This is a genomic window from Candidatus Cardinium sp. TP (genome assembly GCF_025215055.1).
Taxonomy (GTDB): Bacteria; Bacteroidota; Bacteroidia; order Cytophagales; family Amoebophilaceae; genus Cardinium.
The window spans coordinates 1-15,789 of sequence record NZ_JANAVR010000024.1 but is presented as its reverse complement, the minus strand read 5'-3'; the positions used below and the strand labels follow the sequence as shown (position 1 = coordinate 15,789).

Below are 15,789 nucleotides of genomic sequence, written 5' to 3'. Positions count from 1 at the left end.
TCTAGTATTAACTATCAAAAACCTATGAACGTTTATCTTAACCATTTAAAAATGGTAAGCTAGCAAACGGGAAAAAATAGAAAAGAAAAGTAAGAAAAAATTGTCCGAATAAATCAGTCCAGTATACATTTAACTTAACGGACAACTTTAATACTTAAATTTTTACTGCCTGTCAGATTAAATCTTGACTACTACAGCCTAAAAAGTTACAAACAGTGCTTCCAACCATTGAGGAACTAGAAGCAGAACTTGCTAAGGGTTTAGATGATATAAAAGATGATTGATCTCACAGAAAGATCGAGAAATAGCACGGTAGTCTTACCCCATTTCCATCTCCAGCCTCGTCGAACGTAGCGTAAGGATTTCCGCTACTAAGCTCTTCTAACAACTTCTTACCAAAGCCTATGGCCTATCATGCTGTGGTTGCTTTCAAAAGTCTTAACGTATCTGATCATCCTTGTATAACTTGTAGCAATTAAGATTTAATCTTTTAGAGCAACCGTATGATATCTACCAGCCGGTGGGCATACCCTCCTTCATTATCATACCAGCTGATTACTTTTGCTAATTTACCATGCACATAGGTGAGTTTCCCATCCACAATGGAGGAGTAGGTAGTGCCTATTACATCTACAGACACAATCGGCTCTTCCGTATAGGCTAATATATGCCTAAGTGGACCCTGGGCTGCTTGATACATTGCTTCATTTAAACTCTTTTGAGTAGCCTCTTGATTTAGGATAGCCGTAAAATCAACCACTGAACCATTCGCAACAGGCACACGCATGGCCATGCCATCTAGCTTCCCAGTTAGATGCGGCATAACCAGCCCTATAGCTTGGGCAGCGCCTGTAGAAGTAGGAATAATAGAAAGCGCAGCGGCTCTTGCTCTTCTTAAATCATTATGTGGGGCATCTTGCAACGATTGATCAGCTGTATAGGCATGGATGGTATTGATGACCCCTTGCGCTATACCAAAATGGTCATCTAATACCTTAGCAACAGGTGCCAAACAATTGGTTGTACAAGAGGCATTAGATATAATCGCTGGTTTGGTTTTTAAAATCGCATCATTAATACCCAGTACAACAGTAGGAATGGTATGATCCTTAGCAGGTGCAGAAAGTACTACCTGTTTAGCACCTGCTATTAAATGGTTACTGGCGCCCGCTTGGTCTAAGAAACGGCCTGTAGCCTCTATGACTACATCTACACCTAGTGCCTTCCAGGGCAATGCAGATGGATGCGCTGAGGCATAGACATGGATACGCTGGTCATCTATGGTTAGACTCGTATCATCACATGTAACTTGCCCCCTAAAAGGGCCGTAGTTAGAGTCATATCTAAATAAATGGGCTAAAGTAGCACTGTTGGCCAGATCATTCAAGGCTACTACCTGTAGATCACTACAGGATAAAAGGTTCCGTAAGGCCAATCGACCAATACGACCAAATCCATTAATTGCAATTTTTTTCATAATTAACGTTTATAAACCCTTTATCTCATTTTTATGCCAGTTATATTCTCTTCTTTGACCTCATCTATAAGACTGCCTATATAGCTATTGGGTTGCTTCGCGTACTTGGTTTTAAACAGACCAGAGTCCTCTATAAGCTCCTGTAGACATTTATCAAGTTGCTGTAAGGTATCTAGTTGCGAACCAGTAGTCCTTCGGAAGATTTTCCACTTTTCTACCCAAGACATGTTGGCCGTATTGTTACACATTTTAATAGTGTCTGCTGGCCAACCCTTATAAAGGTAAATCATCGTACTTATAAGTCGTCTGTTTTCCTCTTTGGTAAATCTTACTGCGAAAAGAATGGCCAAATTTCTAACACTATCTGGATCGACTTCATCGAAAAGCTTTTTTAACGCTTTTTGATCATTGTCATTATATTCTACCATCAAATTAAAAAATACCATCCTATCTTTACCTTTTAATGGTAGTTTATCGCCCCAGTCATCTTGTGGTATATCTTCATCTTGGGCCTGTTGCGCTTTACCCTCTTGAATTAATTTATGTATAGCTTCTGAATGGGCTATAGTATCTTTATGGGCAGGTTGGTCTATGGTTTCTTGATAGGATGGTGACGGAGCAGCGGTCATAAGTGTTAGAATATTTTTCCGGCGGTCGTCCGAAAGGTTGTATATGTCTTCTTTATCATACTCATTTAACTCTTTGAATGGTTTAGGTAGCTGTGATGCAATGTATTGATCCACTTCGTCTGCCTCGTTGAGATTAGTAACTTGGGCTATTCTATTTTTTAATGCAAAGTATGGATCTTTTGGCAATATTGGATGCAAAATTATATAGAGCGTATGATATTGATTGATAAGTTTTTTTACAAGATTTTGGTCTTTGATTGTGTCAATGTGTTGTTTCAGCTGCTTCTTTTCATCCCCTTGTACGTTTGAGGTCTGCATGAGGTGTACATATTTCTCCTTGATCGCTTCAGGTAGATTGCTCAGCGTTTTATTTAGGATAGGTATCAGTTCGCTGCGTACACAACTAGAACTTGTAAAGGGCAAATAGGTTATAGACATGACATAAAACAAAAAATAATGTACGAAAAATGAATATCTTTTTGGGTCGGTTTTATGTAACATATGCCTGCTATAAATAAAGTAAATGATCTCTGGTACGATCAGTAACCTACCCACAATAGTAGGTGATGGATGCCTAACATCTAAATTTAACTATTAATCATAATAAAGAAAAATAGGTTGGTCACGCTTACAAAGTAGTTGACCGCTATCTATGCCTATTTTTTTCGATCTTATATACCCTTATACGCCATTTGGATGGCTACTGCATCCGCCTATTGGGTCTCCCTATGTTAAGTTGAATATATCGTAGTAATGGAATTTGCTTATATATCAAAAATGTTGTAGAATTGTTAGGCTAGGCTAGATGCATGGCAGCTTATTACTACTATATATTTTATAAACTAAATTAGATTGGATATATTTGTATCAACCTAAATGCTTTATAGGGCTAAAAAGCAGATCTCTCCTCCTAGTTTTTTTACAAAAAATAGAAGTTTCCTATCCCTGCATCAGCAGGTTAGCTATTTAGTCATTCAATGCCTATGCAACCATTATCTTTTTTCTATTTTTCTACCAAAGCGTTACAAATCATTTTTTTTTGGGGTGTGTTAGCCAGTGGTGGTTTCTATGCCCATGCTGCCTCAGTAGCCACTGAGGCAGCTGGCACCAGTCAACGAGCTACAGTTTATACAGAATTGATATGGGCTATTCAAGAGAATAATTTACAAAAAGTTTCAGCCCTATTATTTAATAGAAAAAATATTAATAATCAAGATTTTTTAGGATATAGCCCCTTGCATTACGCAGTTAAGCATGCGAAGGCAGCCATTGTAGACCGTCTAATTGAGGCGAAAGTTTTGTTAGATCAGGTAAGTGTTAAGAATGGGAATACGCCTTTATTGCTTGCGGTTGAAAGAGGGCATAGAAAGGTTGTATCGCTTTTACTGGCAGCTGGTGCCAACCCAAATGTGACCAACCATCAAGGTTACACCGCATTACAGATTGCTATTAAAAAAAATAAAAAGTATCTCGTGCAATTATTATTGCAAGCAGGGGCTATGTGCGGTACGGAGCCTAGCCCTTTATGTATGGCTATTCAAGCGCGTAGTTTGCCAATTGTTCAATTGTTATTGCAGCAAAAACAGATGGCAGAAACGAAAGATAAAAAAGGATACACCGCGTTGCATCGGGTGGCTTTTCAAAATGAAGTAAAGATCTTTCGTGCATTACTAAAGTCTGGGTCTTTTAACATTAATGCCAAAGCAGCTAATGGTGCTACACCTTTACACCTTATCGCTGCAAATAAAAAAAGTAAACTGTTAAAAACTTTGCTCCGCTGCCCCCTATTGGAAATAAATGCACAAGATTGCACGGGTAATACACCATTGCATTATGCAGTCGCTACGCAGCAACGAAAAGCTGTAGATCATCTATTGCGTTATCCGGCTATTGATGTGAATATAGAAAACAATATAGGCCAAACTTCTTTACATTATGCTGTACAGTGCCAAAATGTCCCTATTGTAAAAAAACTACTGATACACGCTCCTAAAGGCATATGGATAAAAAATAAAGAATCGCTTACACCATTAGAACTAGCCATGCATCAAAATAATACTAAACTGTATAAGTTAATTCTTGTCCATGTAAGTCTTTTAGGTGCCGATTAACCTTTCTTATTTTAGTCTGTGAAATAGGTAGATTACCCACTTTAATGACCTAGTAAATATCTAAGATGATCCAAGAAGATTCGATTATTCTTAAGCTGATAGCAAAAGAAAAAACACGTCAAGAGGAAGAATTAGAATTGATCGCTTCTGAAAATTTTGTTTCTGCTCAAGTAGCTGCTGCTACAGGTAGTATTCTAACGAATAAATATGCAGAAGGTCTTCCAGGTAAGCGCTATTACGGTGGTTGTCAGATTGTCGATGAAATAGAATCTTTAGCTATCGAGCGGGCTAAGGCATTGTTCGATGTCGACTGGGTGAATGTGCAACCCCATTCTGGTTCACAAGCCAATGCAGCGTTGATGATGGCAGTCTTAAAGCCTGGTGATAAAATACTTGGGTTTAATCTATCCCATGGTGGTCACTTAACCCATGGCTCCTCTGTAAATTTTTCTGGCAAGCTATATCAATCTTTTTTTTATGGTGTAAACCGAGAGACGGGGTGCGTGGAATGGGAACAAGTAGCCCAAAAGGCAAGGGAAGTACAACCTGTTATGATAATTTGTGGTGCCTCTGCCTATAGTCGTGATTGGGACTATGCCCGGTTACGTGTGGTTGCAGATGAGGTACGGGCATTTTTATGGGCGGATATTGCCCATCCTGCAGGCCTTATTAGCCAAGGGTTACTCAATAATCCTTTTCCTTATTGCCACTTTGTTACTACTACCACGCATAAAACATTACGAGGTCCTCGAGGGGGTATGATACTGATGGGAAAAGATTTTAAGCATCCTTTTTGTAAAACCGATACCAAGGGAAGAGTACAAAATATGTCTACTTTACTCGATGCGGCTGTCTTCCCCGGTACGCAGGGTGGGCCATTGGTGCATAGTATTGCTGCTAAGGCTATTGCATGCTACGAAGCTATGACCAGTGATTTTAAAACATATGCCATACAGGTACAAAAAAATGCAAAGGTAATGGCGCGAGCATTGATGGATAAAGGCTATACAATTATATCTAATGGAACGGATAACCACCTGTTGTTGCTGGATTTATCTAGTAAAAATATAACGGGTAAACAAGCAGAAGCAGCTTTACAAAAAGCAGCGATTACCACGAATAAAAATTTAATTCCCTTTGACCGTACTACACCACAAGTGACCTCAGGGATCCGCTTGGGAACAGCTGCGGTAACAACTAGGGGATTGGTGGCCTCTGATATGCTATTGATCGTAGAATGGATAGATGATGTGCTTAAAAACATTGATAACGAACATAAAATTAAAAACATAAAGAAAGCAGTCAACAGATATATGCGCCATTTCCCCTTAACAACAGTTGATCATTTGAACTAGTAGAATAGCAGATCCGTCCACTGCATAGGTTATTTTTAGATATCCGTTCACTCAATGCCGTAAATTGGGGAGAATTCTGTTTTTCCCTCGGAAAAATGACACTTTCAGCGGCTTTTTACCCAGGGCTTGATTTTTTGTCCACTTTTTTATCAAGAAAAAAGTGGGATAAAGTTCATTATTAACCAGCAACGTGAACAGATGCTTTATCAAGAAAAAAGTAAAAAAAGATGCCTTGAATTCTATTCAAAACCTCACAAGTTAGGGCAACTTACTGGCAAACACCCTGTAAATCCATTTAGGTAGTAAAATAGCCCCTAGCACCAAATAGAGGTAAAAAGTACAAATGCGCCATAGCAGCGCAATCAATAAAGTATAATCACCTAACATAGGTTCAAAAAACTTCTGAAACCAGAATTCTGCAATGCCGCTCCCACCCGGAGAAACAGGTAGCAACATCAGGACCCACATCACAATTTGTCTGCCCCAAATGGCTAGGTGTTGACCAAAAGAAATAGGGCAATAAGTAGCCATTAAACAATTGAGCAAAGCATATCGAACCATCCAAGTTAAAAAGGTACAGAGCAATATTTTAGACCAAAAAATAGGCGACCTTCCTCTAAACTCATGCGAAGTAACTATGATATCTTTGCTTAACTGATAAGCTGATCTACGCCACCGCTTCAAAAAACCGATAGTGGTTATACCCATTAGAATCCACTTTAAGAGCTTAGGATTGACAAACACACCAATAACCATCACCAAGTTATAAAGGAAAAAGAAAGCATAAATACTAAAAAAAAAGACTTTGATTCCACTGCTCAATTGGCCTGCAATAGCAAAAACGGGGTCATATGCCCCCCCCAAACCAAATGAACCAGCTAGAAGAAAGAAAAGATTATCGATTATCCCGGTCACAATAATATAGGCAAGGGACCTACCAAGTGATAACCCTTCTTTAGATAAGAGAAAAATAGCTATTACCCCCCCTCCCACTACGGATGGTGTTACAGCAGTACCAAACTCCCAAAGAATAGACACATAGAAACAACTCGTCCAACTCAAAGTATAGTTGCTCAAGACCCGTAACCTATACATATGGCCTACCTCACGCAATACAATGGCCAATAAGGTCATCCACAGATAGTACCAATTAGGTGCACTTAACAATGTAAGGACCTTAAGTGAAATTTTACCAGATCTATAGAATAAAAACCCAGTAATCGCTAGTCCACATATTATAGGGAACCATACCTTTTTAACATTTAATGTTTTAAGTGCCTCTTGAGCATCCATATATCGCATTATTAATTTAACTTGGTTCAGCTAAGTCTGCATGCGGAGCAACCCCTTTCACAACAGGAACCCTGAAATAATTTGAATCACTGCTAGGGGCAAGGGCTAGGGCCTGCTCATGTGAAAGCCAATTTGATACCACGTCTGACCGTAAACTAGTGGATGCCAATCTATAAGATTCTTCTACAACAACACTATTGTCTACATCAAGTTCATCGAGTTGATTGACCCAATCTACGATGGCATTTAAGTCATGGAGCATAGTGTCCCGCTCATGCGGCGGCAGTTCAAGGCGACAAAGATAGGCCAATTTATTTAAAAGATCATTATCAATAACCATACGCAGACTAAATAAAATTTTTTTACGATGCCACTTTCAGCAACTTTTTGCCAAGGGCTTGATTTTTTGCCGACTTTTTTATCAAGAAAAAAGTAAAAATAAAAATACCTTACTAAGCAATGTCGTGAATAGACAGTAAAATGAAAGCAGGCATAACCTACCTACGCTACCATACCGATTGCATTTTTATAATTTTGAAGCAATAGGATTAGAGGTTACTAAATATAATTGAACAACAACCTCGTTGTTTGTAGCATAGTCAAATGGGACTTTACCACACGTATCCTTGCTATTTGGATCTAACGACAATGCCAATAATTGCTCCACTACTTTAGCATTTTCCTTATCATCTAACGCAGCTGCATAATGCAATAGGGTTTTGTCATCCTGGCCCCGCATCTCTAGCTTATTCAGATCCATTGCTTTTTGAATCAACAGTTTTGCAGCAGATGCATTAGATTGTTTATGTGCCCAATCTAAGGGTATACATCCAGACTTATCTTTCTTATCTATCGCTGCACCTGCGTCAAGCAATATTTGAATAATTGGGCCTTTTCTATCATAAAAACAGGCCCAATGTAAAGGTAAATTGCCATACACATCTGGCCGATTAGGATCTGCGCCTTGACGCAAACAGCTATCGACTTTTTTACGGTCACCTTTTTTTATCGCGGTAATCAAATCAGGCTGTTCTGATTCCTTTTCACTGGACCTACAGCTGCTTGCTTGCAGGGAAGAAAAGGTTAGAATAGCTAAAGCTAGGCATCGCATATTATAGGCCAATAAAATAAATCAGAAAGAACACCCAACAAATAATCTTACGATTATAGATCTTTACACCTGTACCAAATAGAAGGTAAAAAATAGCCAGACCGAAGTATGCAACAGGCAATCATCTATAAAGGCATAACCAATGCACAACAATTGGCATGCATATTATTTGCCCTCCTTCTTCACAGTTTTTGACGCATCCACAGTTTTTGATGGATCAGACTCAAGCACATCTACTACCTCAACTTCAAACAAAAGAATAGAATTGGCAGGAATAAGCTTTCCTATCGCATTTGGACCATAGGCCAAAGCAGATGGTATAAAAAAACGTGCTTTTTCATGCTTCTTAAGCAATAATAAACCTTCATCCCACCCTTTAATCACATAGCCAAGACCTACTTTAAACTCAAATGGCTGGTAGGGCCTTTGTGCATTATAAATATTGTGCGCCTTAGCCACCTCTTCTAAACTGGTATCAAATACCGTACCATCTAATAGCCTACCGGTGTAATGGACTTTAATGGTCTTTCCCTTACCGACAAGCATAGCGTCAGAAGGCTGATCAATACTATAAAAAAGACCAGAATCTGTAGTAGACGCCTCAATATGATGCGCAGCTAAATAATCGGTAATAAGCTGCTTGTCTTTGGCTAATTGGGTCGTACGACGCGTCTCTAACATTTGGTGGTATGCTTCATCAGTCATAATCTCATTTAACTTAATATCCATTACAAATTCATCCTCTTTATTTAAATCAAACTGCTTTAAAATCTGCTCTAAACGTTCCGGATCTTTTTCTTCCAGATAGTCCGCAGGCGCACATTTAAAAACCATACGTTGTTTGCCTTGCATCATACCAATCATCTCAGCCAACTTCTTGTTTTCCGATTGCAAAGAAGGCTCAAATTGCAAGAAGAAAGGCTCCGGTCGATTGATTAATATTATTTCTTTAGGGCCACTTTTTTTATCTTTTTCTCCTTTTTTATGGCTTGCTTTCATGACGAAGGAGAGCTCAATCCATTCGCCATCCTTTACCTTTCTTCCGTTACTTTTTTTCCCTATGGATTTATAAGAAAGCCCCGATGGGGTAGAAAGAAAAGGATAACCATAACAATGGTATTGATGATTGTACCAGAAAAGTCCTATAACAAGTGCCATAAATATCCAGGCGCACACTACTTTAGGTTTCATATAATGTAATTAAAAATTAAGGTGAAGGTCTTGCAATATTTTTTCAAATCGATCTACGGTTTCGGTCAAACTTAAATGAGAAACACCCCCTGCAGCATTCTTATGTCCCCCACCACTAAAGTATTTTTTTGCAATTAAGTTAGCCGATATATGGCCAACAGATCGCAGAGAAAGATATACCATCTCATCTTTTTCTTTTAGCACAGCGGCTAGCGATATATCCTTTAAAGAAAGTGCATAATCTACCAATCCTTCCGTATCCCCACTCTTTAAATCGTATCTTTTATAATCGTCTTTTTGAATCACAAAGTAGGCCACATGCAATGCAGGCAACACAACCAAACGCTGGCTAATTGCAAAACTAAAAAAATGCAACCTATTGAGTGACTTATTGTCATAAATAAGCCGCTGTACTTTAAAGGGATCTACCCCATGCGCTATCAAATCGGCTGCAATACGATGCGTGATAGACCGCGTATTGGGATTTTTAAACGAGTTGGTATCGGTTACAATACCCGTATACAAACAAGTAGCAACTGGAAGGGTGATCTTTTCTTTCTGCCCCAGTGCTTCAAAAATTTGAAACAACACCTCTGCACTAGCAGCTGCTTTAGGATCCCATAATAAAAGATTTGCAAAGTTCTCCGGCCCTATATGATGATCAATAATAACCTTAAATGCATCAGATTGCTTTAATATATAGGCCGACTCATCCAAACGGCTGGCAGCAGAGAAATCTACACAAAAAAGTAAATCGATAGCCTTGATTTGCGTTAATAAAGCTTCCTGTGTGTAATGCGCTGCTACGATCACCGTATCTACCCCCGGTAGCCAAGAGAGAAAAGTAGGATACGGTGTGGGTGCAATGACATGAACGGAATGGCCCTGCTCTCTAAGAAACAAAGCCAAAGCTAACGAAGTCCCAAGTGCATCTCCATCAGGCCTAGCATGCATAACCACTGCAATCTGCTTAGGACTGGCTAACTGCTCTTTTAGAATAGATATATCGTACATATGTAGGCAATCTAATAAAAATTTATGATATGGAAAAATATATAGGTCTATAAGCAGATGGTTCGTAAAAGCATCATACCTAAAATAGGCCACCACTCATAGGCTATTGCCTGCAATACATACCAAGTGTACCTACTGCAACCATAGGCCTTTTGGTAATGGCATAAGCTATAAGTGGGGTCGCTCTAAGCCAAGCTTAGCAGATGCATATGAACCATACCTAGACCTATAGATAAAATCTATTCAACTTTATACCTTTCATCAGTAACTTGTGCCAATTCTTCCATAGCACTACCTACGTAATAGGGCTGTATCCACCGTTCTACCTGTCTCATCTGTTCATTATACTTGGCTGGTGTGGGGTCTTTATCTTTACTTTTGACACAAGCTATAAAGATACCTTGATCGTCAACAATCGGATCACTTAAAACATTTAACCCTAAGCTAAAACATTTTCCTACAAAAACTTGAGCCTGTTTAATTTGAGGATCATCATTTTCCAATAAACGCAACCGCTCCACCGATTGTATGGTCGCTCTTTCACCATATTGTTCTGCTATACCTTGCAACGTGGTAGCCTCAATGCATTTGAGTTTATCTAAAATTATTTTGGCTTTTTCTTGATGCAAGACCTTTTCATATACTTTTCGGAAAACCGAATCTAAAGGAACCAAATCACCTGGCTTGACCTGGTCCACCATAACCGCTAATAGATAGACATTCCCTAAATCAAACAGCGGAGAAACCTTGCCTACAGTGGCCTCATTGTACAGCCAGCAAACTACCTTTCGAGCAGCTGCATGCGGGCCAATAGAGCCATCAGATGGTGCAACGGTCTCTTTTTGAATGGTTAAGTGCACATGCGTAGCCAATTGCTCCAAATCAGCCAACCCTTTTACGGAACCAGTAAGCTGCTGCACCTGCCTAAAATACTTATTACGTGTCTGGTCACTGACCAAAGGCTTTTTCTCAATAACAGCGATTTCATAATGGCCTTTCTCTGCTTTAATGAGCTTATACAAGGTGTGGAAAGCATCATTTACAACAGGACCTACTACCATACCCGCTTTTAGGGTATGCTTGATGGTAGTGAAGGCACTAGGCAACGTATCCGCTGTACAGACCAAGCGCGTATCTTCAAGATGGCCATCGGTATGCTGTTTAGAAAAAACATATGGATCTACTGTAGTAGAAAACTGGACGACAAGATTGTTTAATTCTTTTTGAAAATCATCATTATCAGATTTATCTGGTTGAATAGGAAAAGCAATATACTGAATGGTTCTATGCGCTGATAAAGCGGTATAGTGGTTTTTATGCGCAGCCATATAGTCTCGTAATTGCTGATTGGTCAGTCGAACCAAATTATCTTGAACCGAGGAAAAAGGAATATAAAGGTAGTCTACCTTGCAGAATAGACTAGCCTGTTGTGCAGCGTGCGCCACTTCTGATGTAGTAGTAAAACAACTTTGGACCATGAGTTGGTGCAACTTTTTGATAGCTCTTTTTTGGGCAAGATCTTTTTCAACCTGACACCACCACGCTTGCTCACTTTTAGATAAATTATTGAGATAATTCAATAATTTTTGCTTATCAAAATCACCTGTTTTAGGATCTTTAAACGCCTCTCTAAGTTCTGTATCAACATGCTCTCCCTGCACCAAATCGACTAGCTCTTGACTCCCTACCGCAATACCAGCCTGCTTAATTTCTTTCCTATAAAGCATGCGCTCAATTAACTGACGCCATGCATAATCCTTTAAACGCAGCTGATCGGCTTCCCTGGGCTGCTTGCCTTGACTGGCAAAGTTACGACAAACCGCTTCATATGTTTTATGATAATCGATGTAGCTAATTTTTTCACCAGATAACCGACCAATTTGTCCTTTACTACTAAAAAGATAGGGGATGACACGCTCCAACCCACTACCCAAAAACATAACCACAAAAAAAGAGACAACTATCACAACAAAGGTATTGCTACCCTTTCTAATATTTCCAAGAATTGCCATTTATACAGATGCTTTAAATGTAAACCCACACCAACGATACTACCCCCGTTGCGAATTTAACGCCTAATCGGATAGGATCAAAATAAGACCATCGATTAGGCAATTTGCGCAATGCTATCGGGCGGTTGGTCCGTGGATCCAGTGCTTCAATCCCCACGCAGACCTTGTACATTGTGATCTTTCGCGCTTTTTCTCACCCATCAACCTGTTTCTAAAAAAATATATGATAAGCCATAATTACTTTAACAGCCCTTTGCGTTGCAATACAGTTGTAAAAAATTTGATCTCATTATCTCCATGGAATATTTTAAATGGAAGATAAAAAAACTGCACCTTAGATAACACCAATAAAAAATATCCTTTCCCTTTATAAGCCTTCCGAATTTCTGTCCATGATATGGGCATGGCTTGTTTTGCATTGAGCTGCATGATCAACTGTTGGTTATTAATTTCATACACTACACGTTCAAACATAGGACGATTGGTATCTAATTGTGTAAGGCCATAGAGCTGAACCAGCCAAAAAATCAGATAACAGATAAAACCGATGATACCGACCAACACAAACCAGATCGTCTTTATAAAAAAGGTACTACTCATCAAAAGCGCAAGCAGAGGAAAAATCCACCACTGCATGCGTAAAATATTTTGTATCCCTAATTTTACATAAAGGCCATTGGACATTTTATATTTTTTTGTTTTGACAATCATAAAATTCAGAATAATAACTAAATAAAAGAGCGCTGGATAGCCCAGTCAGCTAGGCTATTGTTTTTTTTATTTAAAACACTGGTGAATATAGTGATTTTACCTATAACTTAATTATATTGCCTGCGCTGAGTACGTAAGAGAGATAAAATCTAAAATCTATGTTTGCTACATTGCCCTTGTTATCCCTTAAAACTGCCACCCTATCGAGTGGCATCCAGTATGGTATGAATGGTAGCCTAACGGCTCCTCCATTTTGGCTGGCCATACCTTTTATCCTTTTATTATTGATGATTGCGACTGGTCCGCTTTTTTTTCCTAACTTTTGGCACAAACATTACCCAAAGGTGGCCATATTATTGGCTACTTTCGTTATGGTATACTACTATACCGTCCTAGAAAATAAACTGAAGCCTGTAGAAGCCGCAACAGAATACATACAGTTTATGGCTTTGATTACTGCTTTATATATGGCCACTGGCGGTATTGCCATTAAAGTACACAGACGTGTTACGCCATTTGTAAACATCATCCTACTTTTCACTGGGGCCTTATTTGCCAACTTAATTGGCACCACAGGGGCTTCTATGCTGTTTATACGCCCTTATTTAGGCTTAAATAAAGGCCGCATTAAAGTCTATCATATTGTCTTTTTTATCTTCATAGTTAGTAATATAGGGGGTGCATTAACGCCTATTGGAGACCCTCCCCTATTTTTAGGATTTCTTAAAGGGGTGCCTTTTGCATGGACTTTAATCCACAACAGCCTCCCTTGGTTGATAGCCCTTGTGCTATTGTTGTCTATTTTTTACTTTTTTGAGCGCAGCAACAAGGCAGTTCCAACAGATGCGCCCTGTACAGGTATCATTTCTATTGCGGGTAGTAAAAATTTCATTTGGTTGGTGCTGATTATTGGCGCCGTCTTTTTAGATCCAACCATTTGCACATGGTTGCCTACCATTGACTACCATGGCCATCCTATTTCTTTTGTACGTGAATTAATAATGCTGACCATAGCTACGCTTGCCTTTTATACTGCCAACAAAAAAGTACTCCTATCAAATGGATTTAGTCTTGCACCTTTAAATGAGGTCTGTTTAATCTTTATAGGTATCTTCGGTACCATGATCCCCGCACTTGAATTAATTGGCAGATTTGCTGCATCTGAGATGGGTAAACAGCTGATTACACCTACTACTTTATATTGGGGGACGGGTTTTTTTTCGTCTGTTTTGGATAATGCACCTACCTACCTTAACTTTGTAGCGGCCAGTATGGCTGCACAAGGAGGCAATATTGAACAGTTGGCCGATGTGCAAGCCTATGCAGCAGGAAGCATCTACCCTGATTCAGTTATTAGGTTAAACGCCATTGCTTTAGCTTCGGTTTTTTTTGGTGCCATGACCTATATTGGCAATGGCCCTAACTTTATGGTTAAAGCAATTGCTGAAGAAGCAGGCATCACCATGCCTCCCTTTGGACGCTATATCTTTCGGTTTTCCATGCCTATTTTGCTTCCTATACTTTTTATAATTTGGGTGTTTTTCTTTGCATCATAACCGAATAAAGATCATCGCTATACATCAATGGGTCAAACAGCCAACAGCGTAGTCGCTTTGTTTTTAACGGTTGGTTTATGCGTACCGCTACTATTTGTAAGCAAAAAGCATACTGCTTTAATATGCCAAGCTATAGAGATCACCATCAAAGAGGAGCCAGGGCAATCTTTTATAACGCCTAAAGCAGTCATGGACTGCTTAACATCCACCTACAAAATCTCATTACAAAAGACACCACTCAAAAATATCAACACACATCACATACAACATCACCTTATCAGCTACAAATTTATAAAAAATGTATGGGTCTATAAAACCTGGCCAGGCATCTTAAAAATCTGCCTAGAAACCAAATATTGTATAGCCCGTATCATCAACCCAACGGAGCCCAATGAGGCCTATCTGGATGAAGCCGGCGGCTTGCTAGAGGGCAAAGGGCTACCCCTACTGCGCCTGCTGATTGTAACAGGCCAAAATATAGGGATAGCAAACAACACGCTACGCGACAAAAGCTTATTAGCATTATTACACTTCATTTATAGAGATCCCTTTTGGAAACGCCAGATTACAAGCTTAGAGGTAACAGCCCATGGCAAAATCATACTGGGTACACAAATAGGTGGACATCAAATCGCATTTGGAAAGGCAGAAAATATAGACGAAAAATTTGAGAAATTATGGCTTTTCTATAGCCAGGTTATTCCTTATAAAGGATGGAAAGCGTACCACTTTATAAATGTAGCATTTGACAATCAGCTGATTTGCGAATAAGTATAGGCACCAACAAGGCCATCTCCTTATCTGTATCTGTTCACAAAATAGCATCAACTTAAGGATTGTTTTTGTTGATTGTCAAATAAAAATATCTATTCTCGCCATTGGTTAATAATGATTTTTATCCCACTTTTTTCTTGATAAAAAAGTGGACAAAAAATTAAGCCCTGGGTAAAAAGTGGCTGAAAGTGGCATTTTACAGGGGCGTTGTTCTTTATAATGCAAAAAACCAGTGACTTGAATAACAGATACCTGTCATTTTAATGGGCGCTTGCTTCCATTGCGTCCATTTAAAGCGTTTATGTCCGCCGATAAAAAAACTTGTCGGACATGAGCAACGACGTATACGCGTTAACCATTTCTATCTCTTTGTTAGAATAAATGTCCCTGTTACCTAAGCAGAGAGAGTCACCCCTCCCCACTTGGCCTCAAAACCGTACGTAACAGTTTCCCGTTATACGGCTCCTCTATAAGTTGGGGTTTGTTATACATACTTCTCCATCTAAAACATCTTGAAGCTTACTAAATGTACTTTCATAGCTTGTGATATTGATT

13 protein-coding genes are annotated in these 15,789 nt (G+C 39.2%); 4 read left to right on the top strand and 9 right to left on the bottom strand.

Annotation, left to right across the window (positions count from 1 at the left end; all coding sequences use genetic code 11):
- Positions 1 to 490: 490 nt before the first annotated feature.
- Both gap and NLX65_RS03625 read right to left on the bottom strand, forming a co-directional pair.
- A complete protein-coding gene (gene gap / locus NLX65_RS03630) occupies positions 491 to 1,477 on the bottom strand; it encodes a type I glyceraldehyde-3-phosphate dehydrogenase (RefSeq protein ID WP_260537267.1) in 987 nt (328 codons plus the stop codon).
- Between the two features lie 20 nt (positions 1,478 to 1,497).
- Positions 1,498 to 2,544 (bottom strand): hypothetical protein, encoded by a 1,047-nt coding sequence (locus tag NLX65_RS03625; RefSeq protein WP_260537265.1) that lies wholly within the window; start codon positions 2,542 to 2,544, stop codon positions 1,498 to 1,500.
- A 545-nt stretch (positions 2,545 to 3,089) separates the two neighbouring features.
- Between NLX65_RS03625 and NLX65_RS03620 the strand changes: the two genes are divergently transcribed.
- Both NLX65_RS03620 and glyA read left to right on the top strand, forming a co-directional pair.
- The gene (locus NLX65_RS03620; RefSeq protein WP_260537263.1) at positions 3,090 to 4,217 is read left to right on the top strand and encodes an ankyrin repeat domain-containing protein; all 1,128 of its coding nucleotides are present in this window, start codon (positions 3,090 to 3,092) and stop codon (positions 4,215 to 4,217) included.
- A 65-nt stretch (positions 4,218 to 4,282) separates the two neighbouring features.
- Complete coding sequence (gene glyA, locus NLX65_RS03615) at positions 4,283 to 5,572, top strand: serine hydroxymethyltransferase (RefSeq protein WP_260537261.1); 1,290 nt, start codon at positions 4,283 to 4,285, stop codon at positions 5,570 to 5,572.
- Between the two features lie 258 nt (positions 5,573 to 5,830).
- On the opposite strand, the gene NLX65_RS03610 is transcribed toward glyA, so the two are convergent.
- From NLX65_RS03610 to NLX65_RS03580, 7 genes are all read right to left on the bottom strand, one after another.
- Positions 5,831 to 6,865: a lysylphosphatidylglycerol synthase transmembrane domain-containing protein gene (locus NLX65_RS03610; protein WP_260537257.1), complete on the bottom strand. Its 1,035-nt coding sequence runs from the start codon at positions 6,863 to 6,865 to the stop codon at positions 5,831 to 5,833.
- Positions 6,866 to 6,881: 16 nt separating this feature from the next.
- Positions 6,882 to 7,205, bottom strand: coding sequence for an Asp-tRNA(Asn)/Glu-tRNA(Gln) amidotransferase subunit GatC (gene gatC / locus NLX65_RS03605; RefSeq protein WP_260537254.1), 324 nt, complete (start codon positions 7,203 to 7,205; stop codon positions 6,882 to 6,884).
- Positions 7,206 to 7,391: 186 nt separating this feature from the next.
- Positions 7,392 to 7,976 carry an ankyrin repeat domain-containing protein gene (locus NLX65_RS03600; RefSeq protein ID WP_260537251.1) on the bottom strand — a complete coding sequence of 195 codons (585 nt, stop codon included), beginning with the start codon at positions 7,974 to 7,976 and terminating at the stop codon, positions 7,392 to 7,394.
- Between the two features lie 165 nt (positions 7,977 to 8,141).
- On the bottom strand, positions 8,142 to 9,167 hold the full coding sequence (locus NLX65_RS03595) for an FKBP-type peptidyl-prolyl cis-trans isomerase (RefSeq protein WP_260537249.1): 1,026 nt from the start codon (positions 9,165 to 9,167) through the stop codon (positions 8,142 to 8,144).
- Positions 9,168 to 9,176: 9 nt separating this feature from the next.
- A complete protein-coding gene (locus NLX65_RS03590) occupies positions 9,177 to 10,181 on the bottom strand; it encodes a DHH family phosphoesterase (protein WP_260537247.1) in 1,005 nt (334 codons plus the stop codon).
- Between the two features lie 239 nt (positions 10,182 to 10,420).
- Complete coding sequence (locus NLX65_RS03585) at positions 10,421 to 12,193, bottom strand: SurA N-terminal domain-containing protein (protein ID WP_260537244.1); 1,773 nt, start codon at positions 12,191 to 12,193, stop codon at positions 10,421 to 10,423.
- 237 nt (positions 12,194 to 12,430) lie between these two features.
- Positions 12,431 to 12,904 carry a YcxB family protein gene (locus tag NLX65_RS03580; protein WP_260537242.1) on the bottom strand — a complete coding sequence of 158 codons (474 nt, stop codon included), beginning with the start codon at positions 12,902 to 12,904 and terminating at the stop codon, positions 12,431 to 12,433.
- 158 nt (positions 12,905 to 13,062) lie between these two features.
- Here NLX65_RS03580 and NLX65_RS03575 point away from each other — a divergent pair, with 158 nt between their 5' ends.
- On the top strand, positions 13,063 to 14,460 hold the full coding sequence (locus NLX65_RS03575) for a sodium:proton antiporter (RefSeq protein WP_260537240.1): 1,398 nt from the start codon (positions 13,063 to 13,065) through the stop codon (positions 14,458 to 14,460).
- Positions 14,461 to 14,487: 27 nt separating this feature from the next.
- Positions 14,488 to 15,231, top strand: coding sequence for a cell division protein FtsQ/DivIB (locus NLX65_RS03570; RefSeq protein ID WP_260537238.1), 744 nt, complete (start codon positions 14,488 to 14,490; stop codon positions 15,229 to 15,231).
- Positions 15,232 to 15,789: the final 558 nt, after the last annotated feature.

Coding starts and splice junctions, on each gene's coding strand:
- gatC (WP_260537254.1), bottom strand. CDS start 7,205: ATGGTTATTGATAATGATCTTTTAAATAAATTGGCCTATCTTTGTCGC.
- glyA (WP_260537261.1), top strand. CDS start 4,283: ATGATCCAAGAAGATTCGATTATTCTTAAGCTGATAGCAAAAGAAAAA.
- NLX65_RS03585 (WP_260537244.1), bottom strand. CDS start 12,193: ATGGCAATTCTTGGAAATATTAGAAAGGGTAGCAATACCTTTGTTGTG.
- NLX65_RS03570 (WP_260537238.1), top strand. CDS start 14,488: ATGGGTCAAACAGCCAACAGCGTAGTCGCTTTGTTTTTAACGGTTGGT.
- NLX65_RS03590 (WP_260537247.1), bottom strand. CDS start 10,181: ATGTACGATATATCTATTCTAAAAGAGCAGTTAGCCAGTCCTAAGCAG.
- NLX65_RS03580 (WP_260537242.1), bottom strand. CDS start 12,904: ATGATTGTCAAAACAAAAAAATATAAAATGTCCAATGGCCTTTATGTA.
- NLX65_RS03575 (WP_260537240.1), top strand. CDS start 13,063: ATGTTTGCTACATTGCCCTTGTTATCCCTTAAAACTGCCACCCTATCG.
- NLX65_RS03610 (WP_260537257.1), bottom strand. CDS start 6,865: ATGGATGCTCAAGAGGCACTTAAAACATTAAATGTTAAAAAGGTATGG.
- gap (WP_260537267.1), bottom strand. CDS start 1,477: ATGAAAAAAATTGCAATTAATGGATTTGGTCGTATTGGTCGATTGGCC.
- NLX65_RS03620 (WP_260537263.1), top strand. CDS start 3,090: ATGCAACCATTATCTTTTTTCTATTTTTCTACCAAAGCGTTACAAATC.
- NLX65_RS03600 (WP_260537251.1), bottom strand. CDS start 7,976: ATGCGATGCCTAGCTTTAGCTATTCTAACCTTTTCTTCCCTGCAAGCA.
- NLX65_RS03595 (WP_260537249.1), bottom strand. CDS start 9,167: ATGAAACCTAAAGTAGTGTGCGCCTGGATATTTATGGCACTTGTTATA.
- NLX65_RS03625 (WP_260537265.1), bottom strand. CDS start 2,544: ATGTCTATAACCTATTTGCCCTTTACAAGTTCTAGTTGTGTACGCAGC.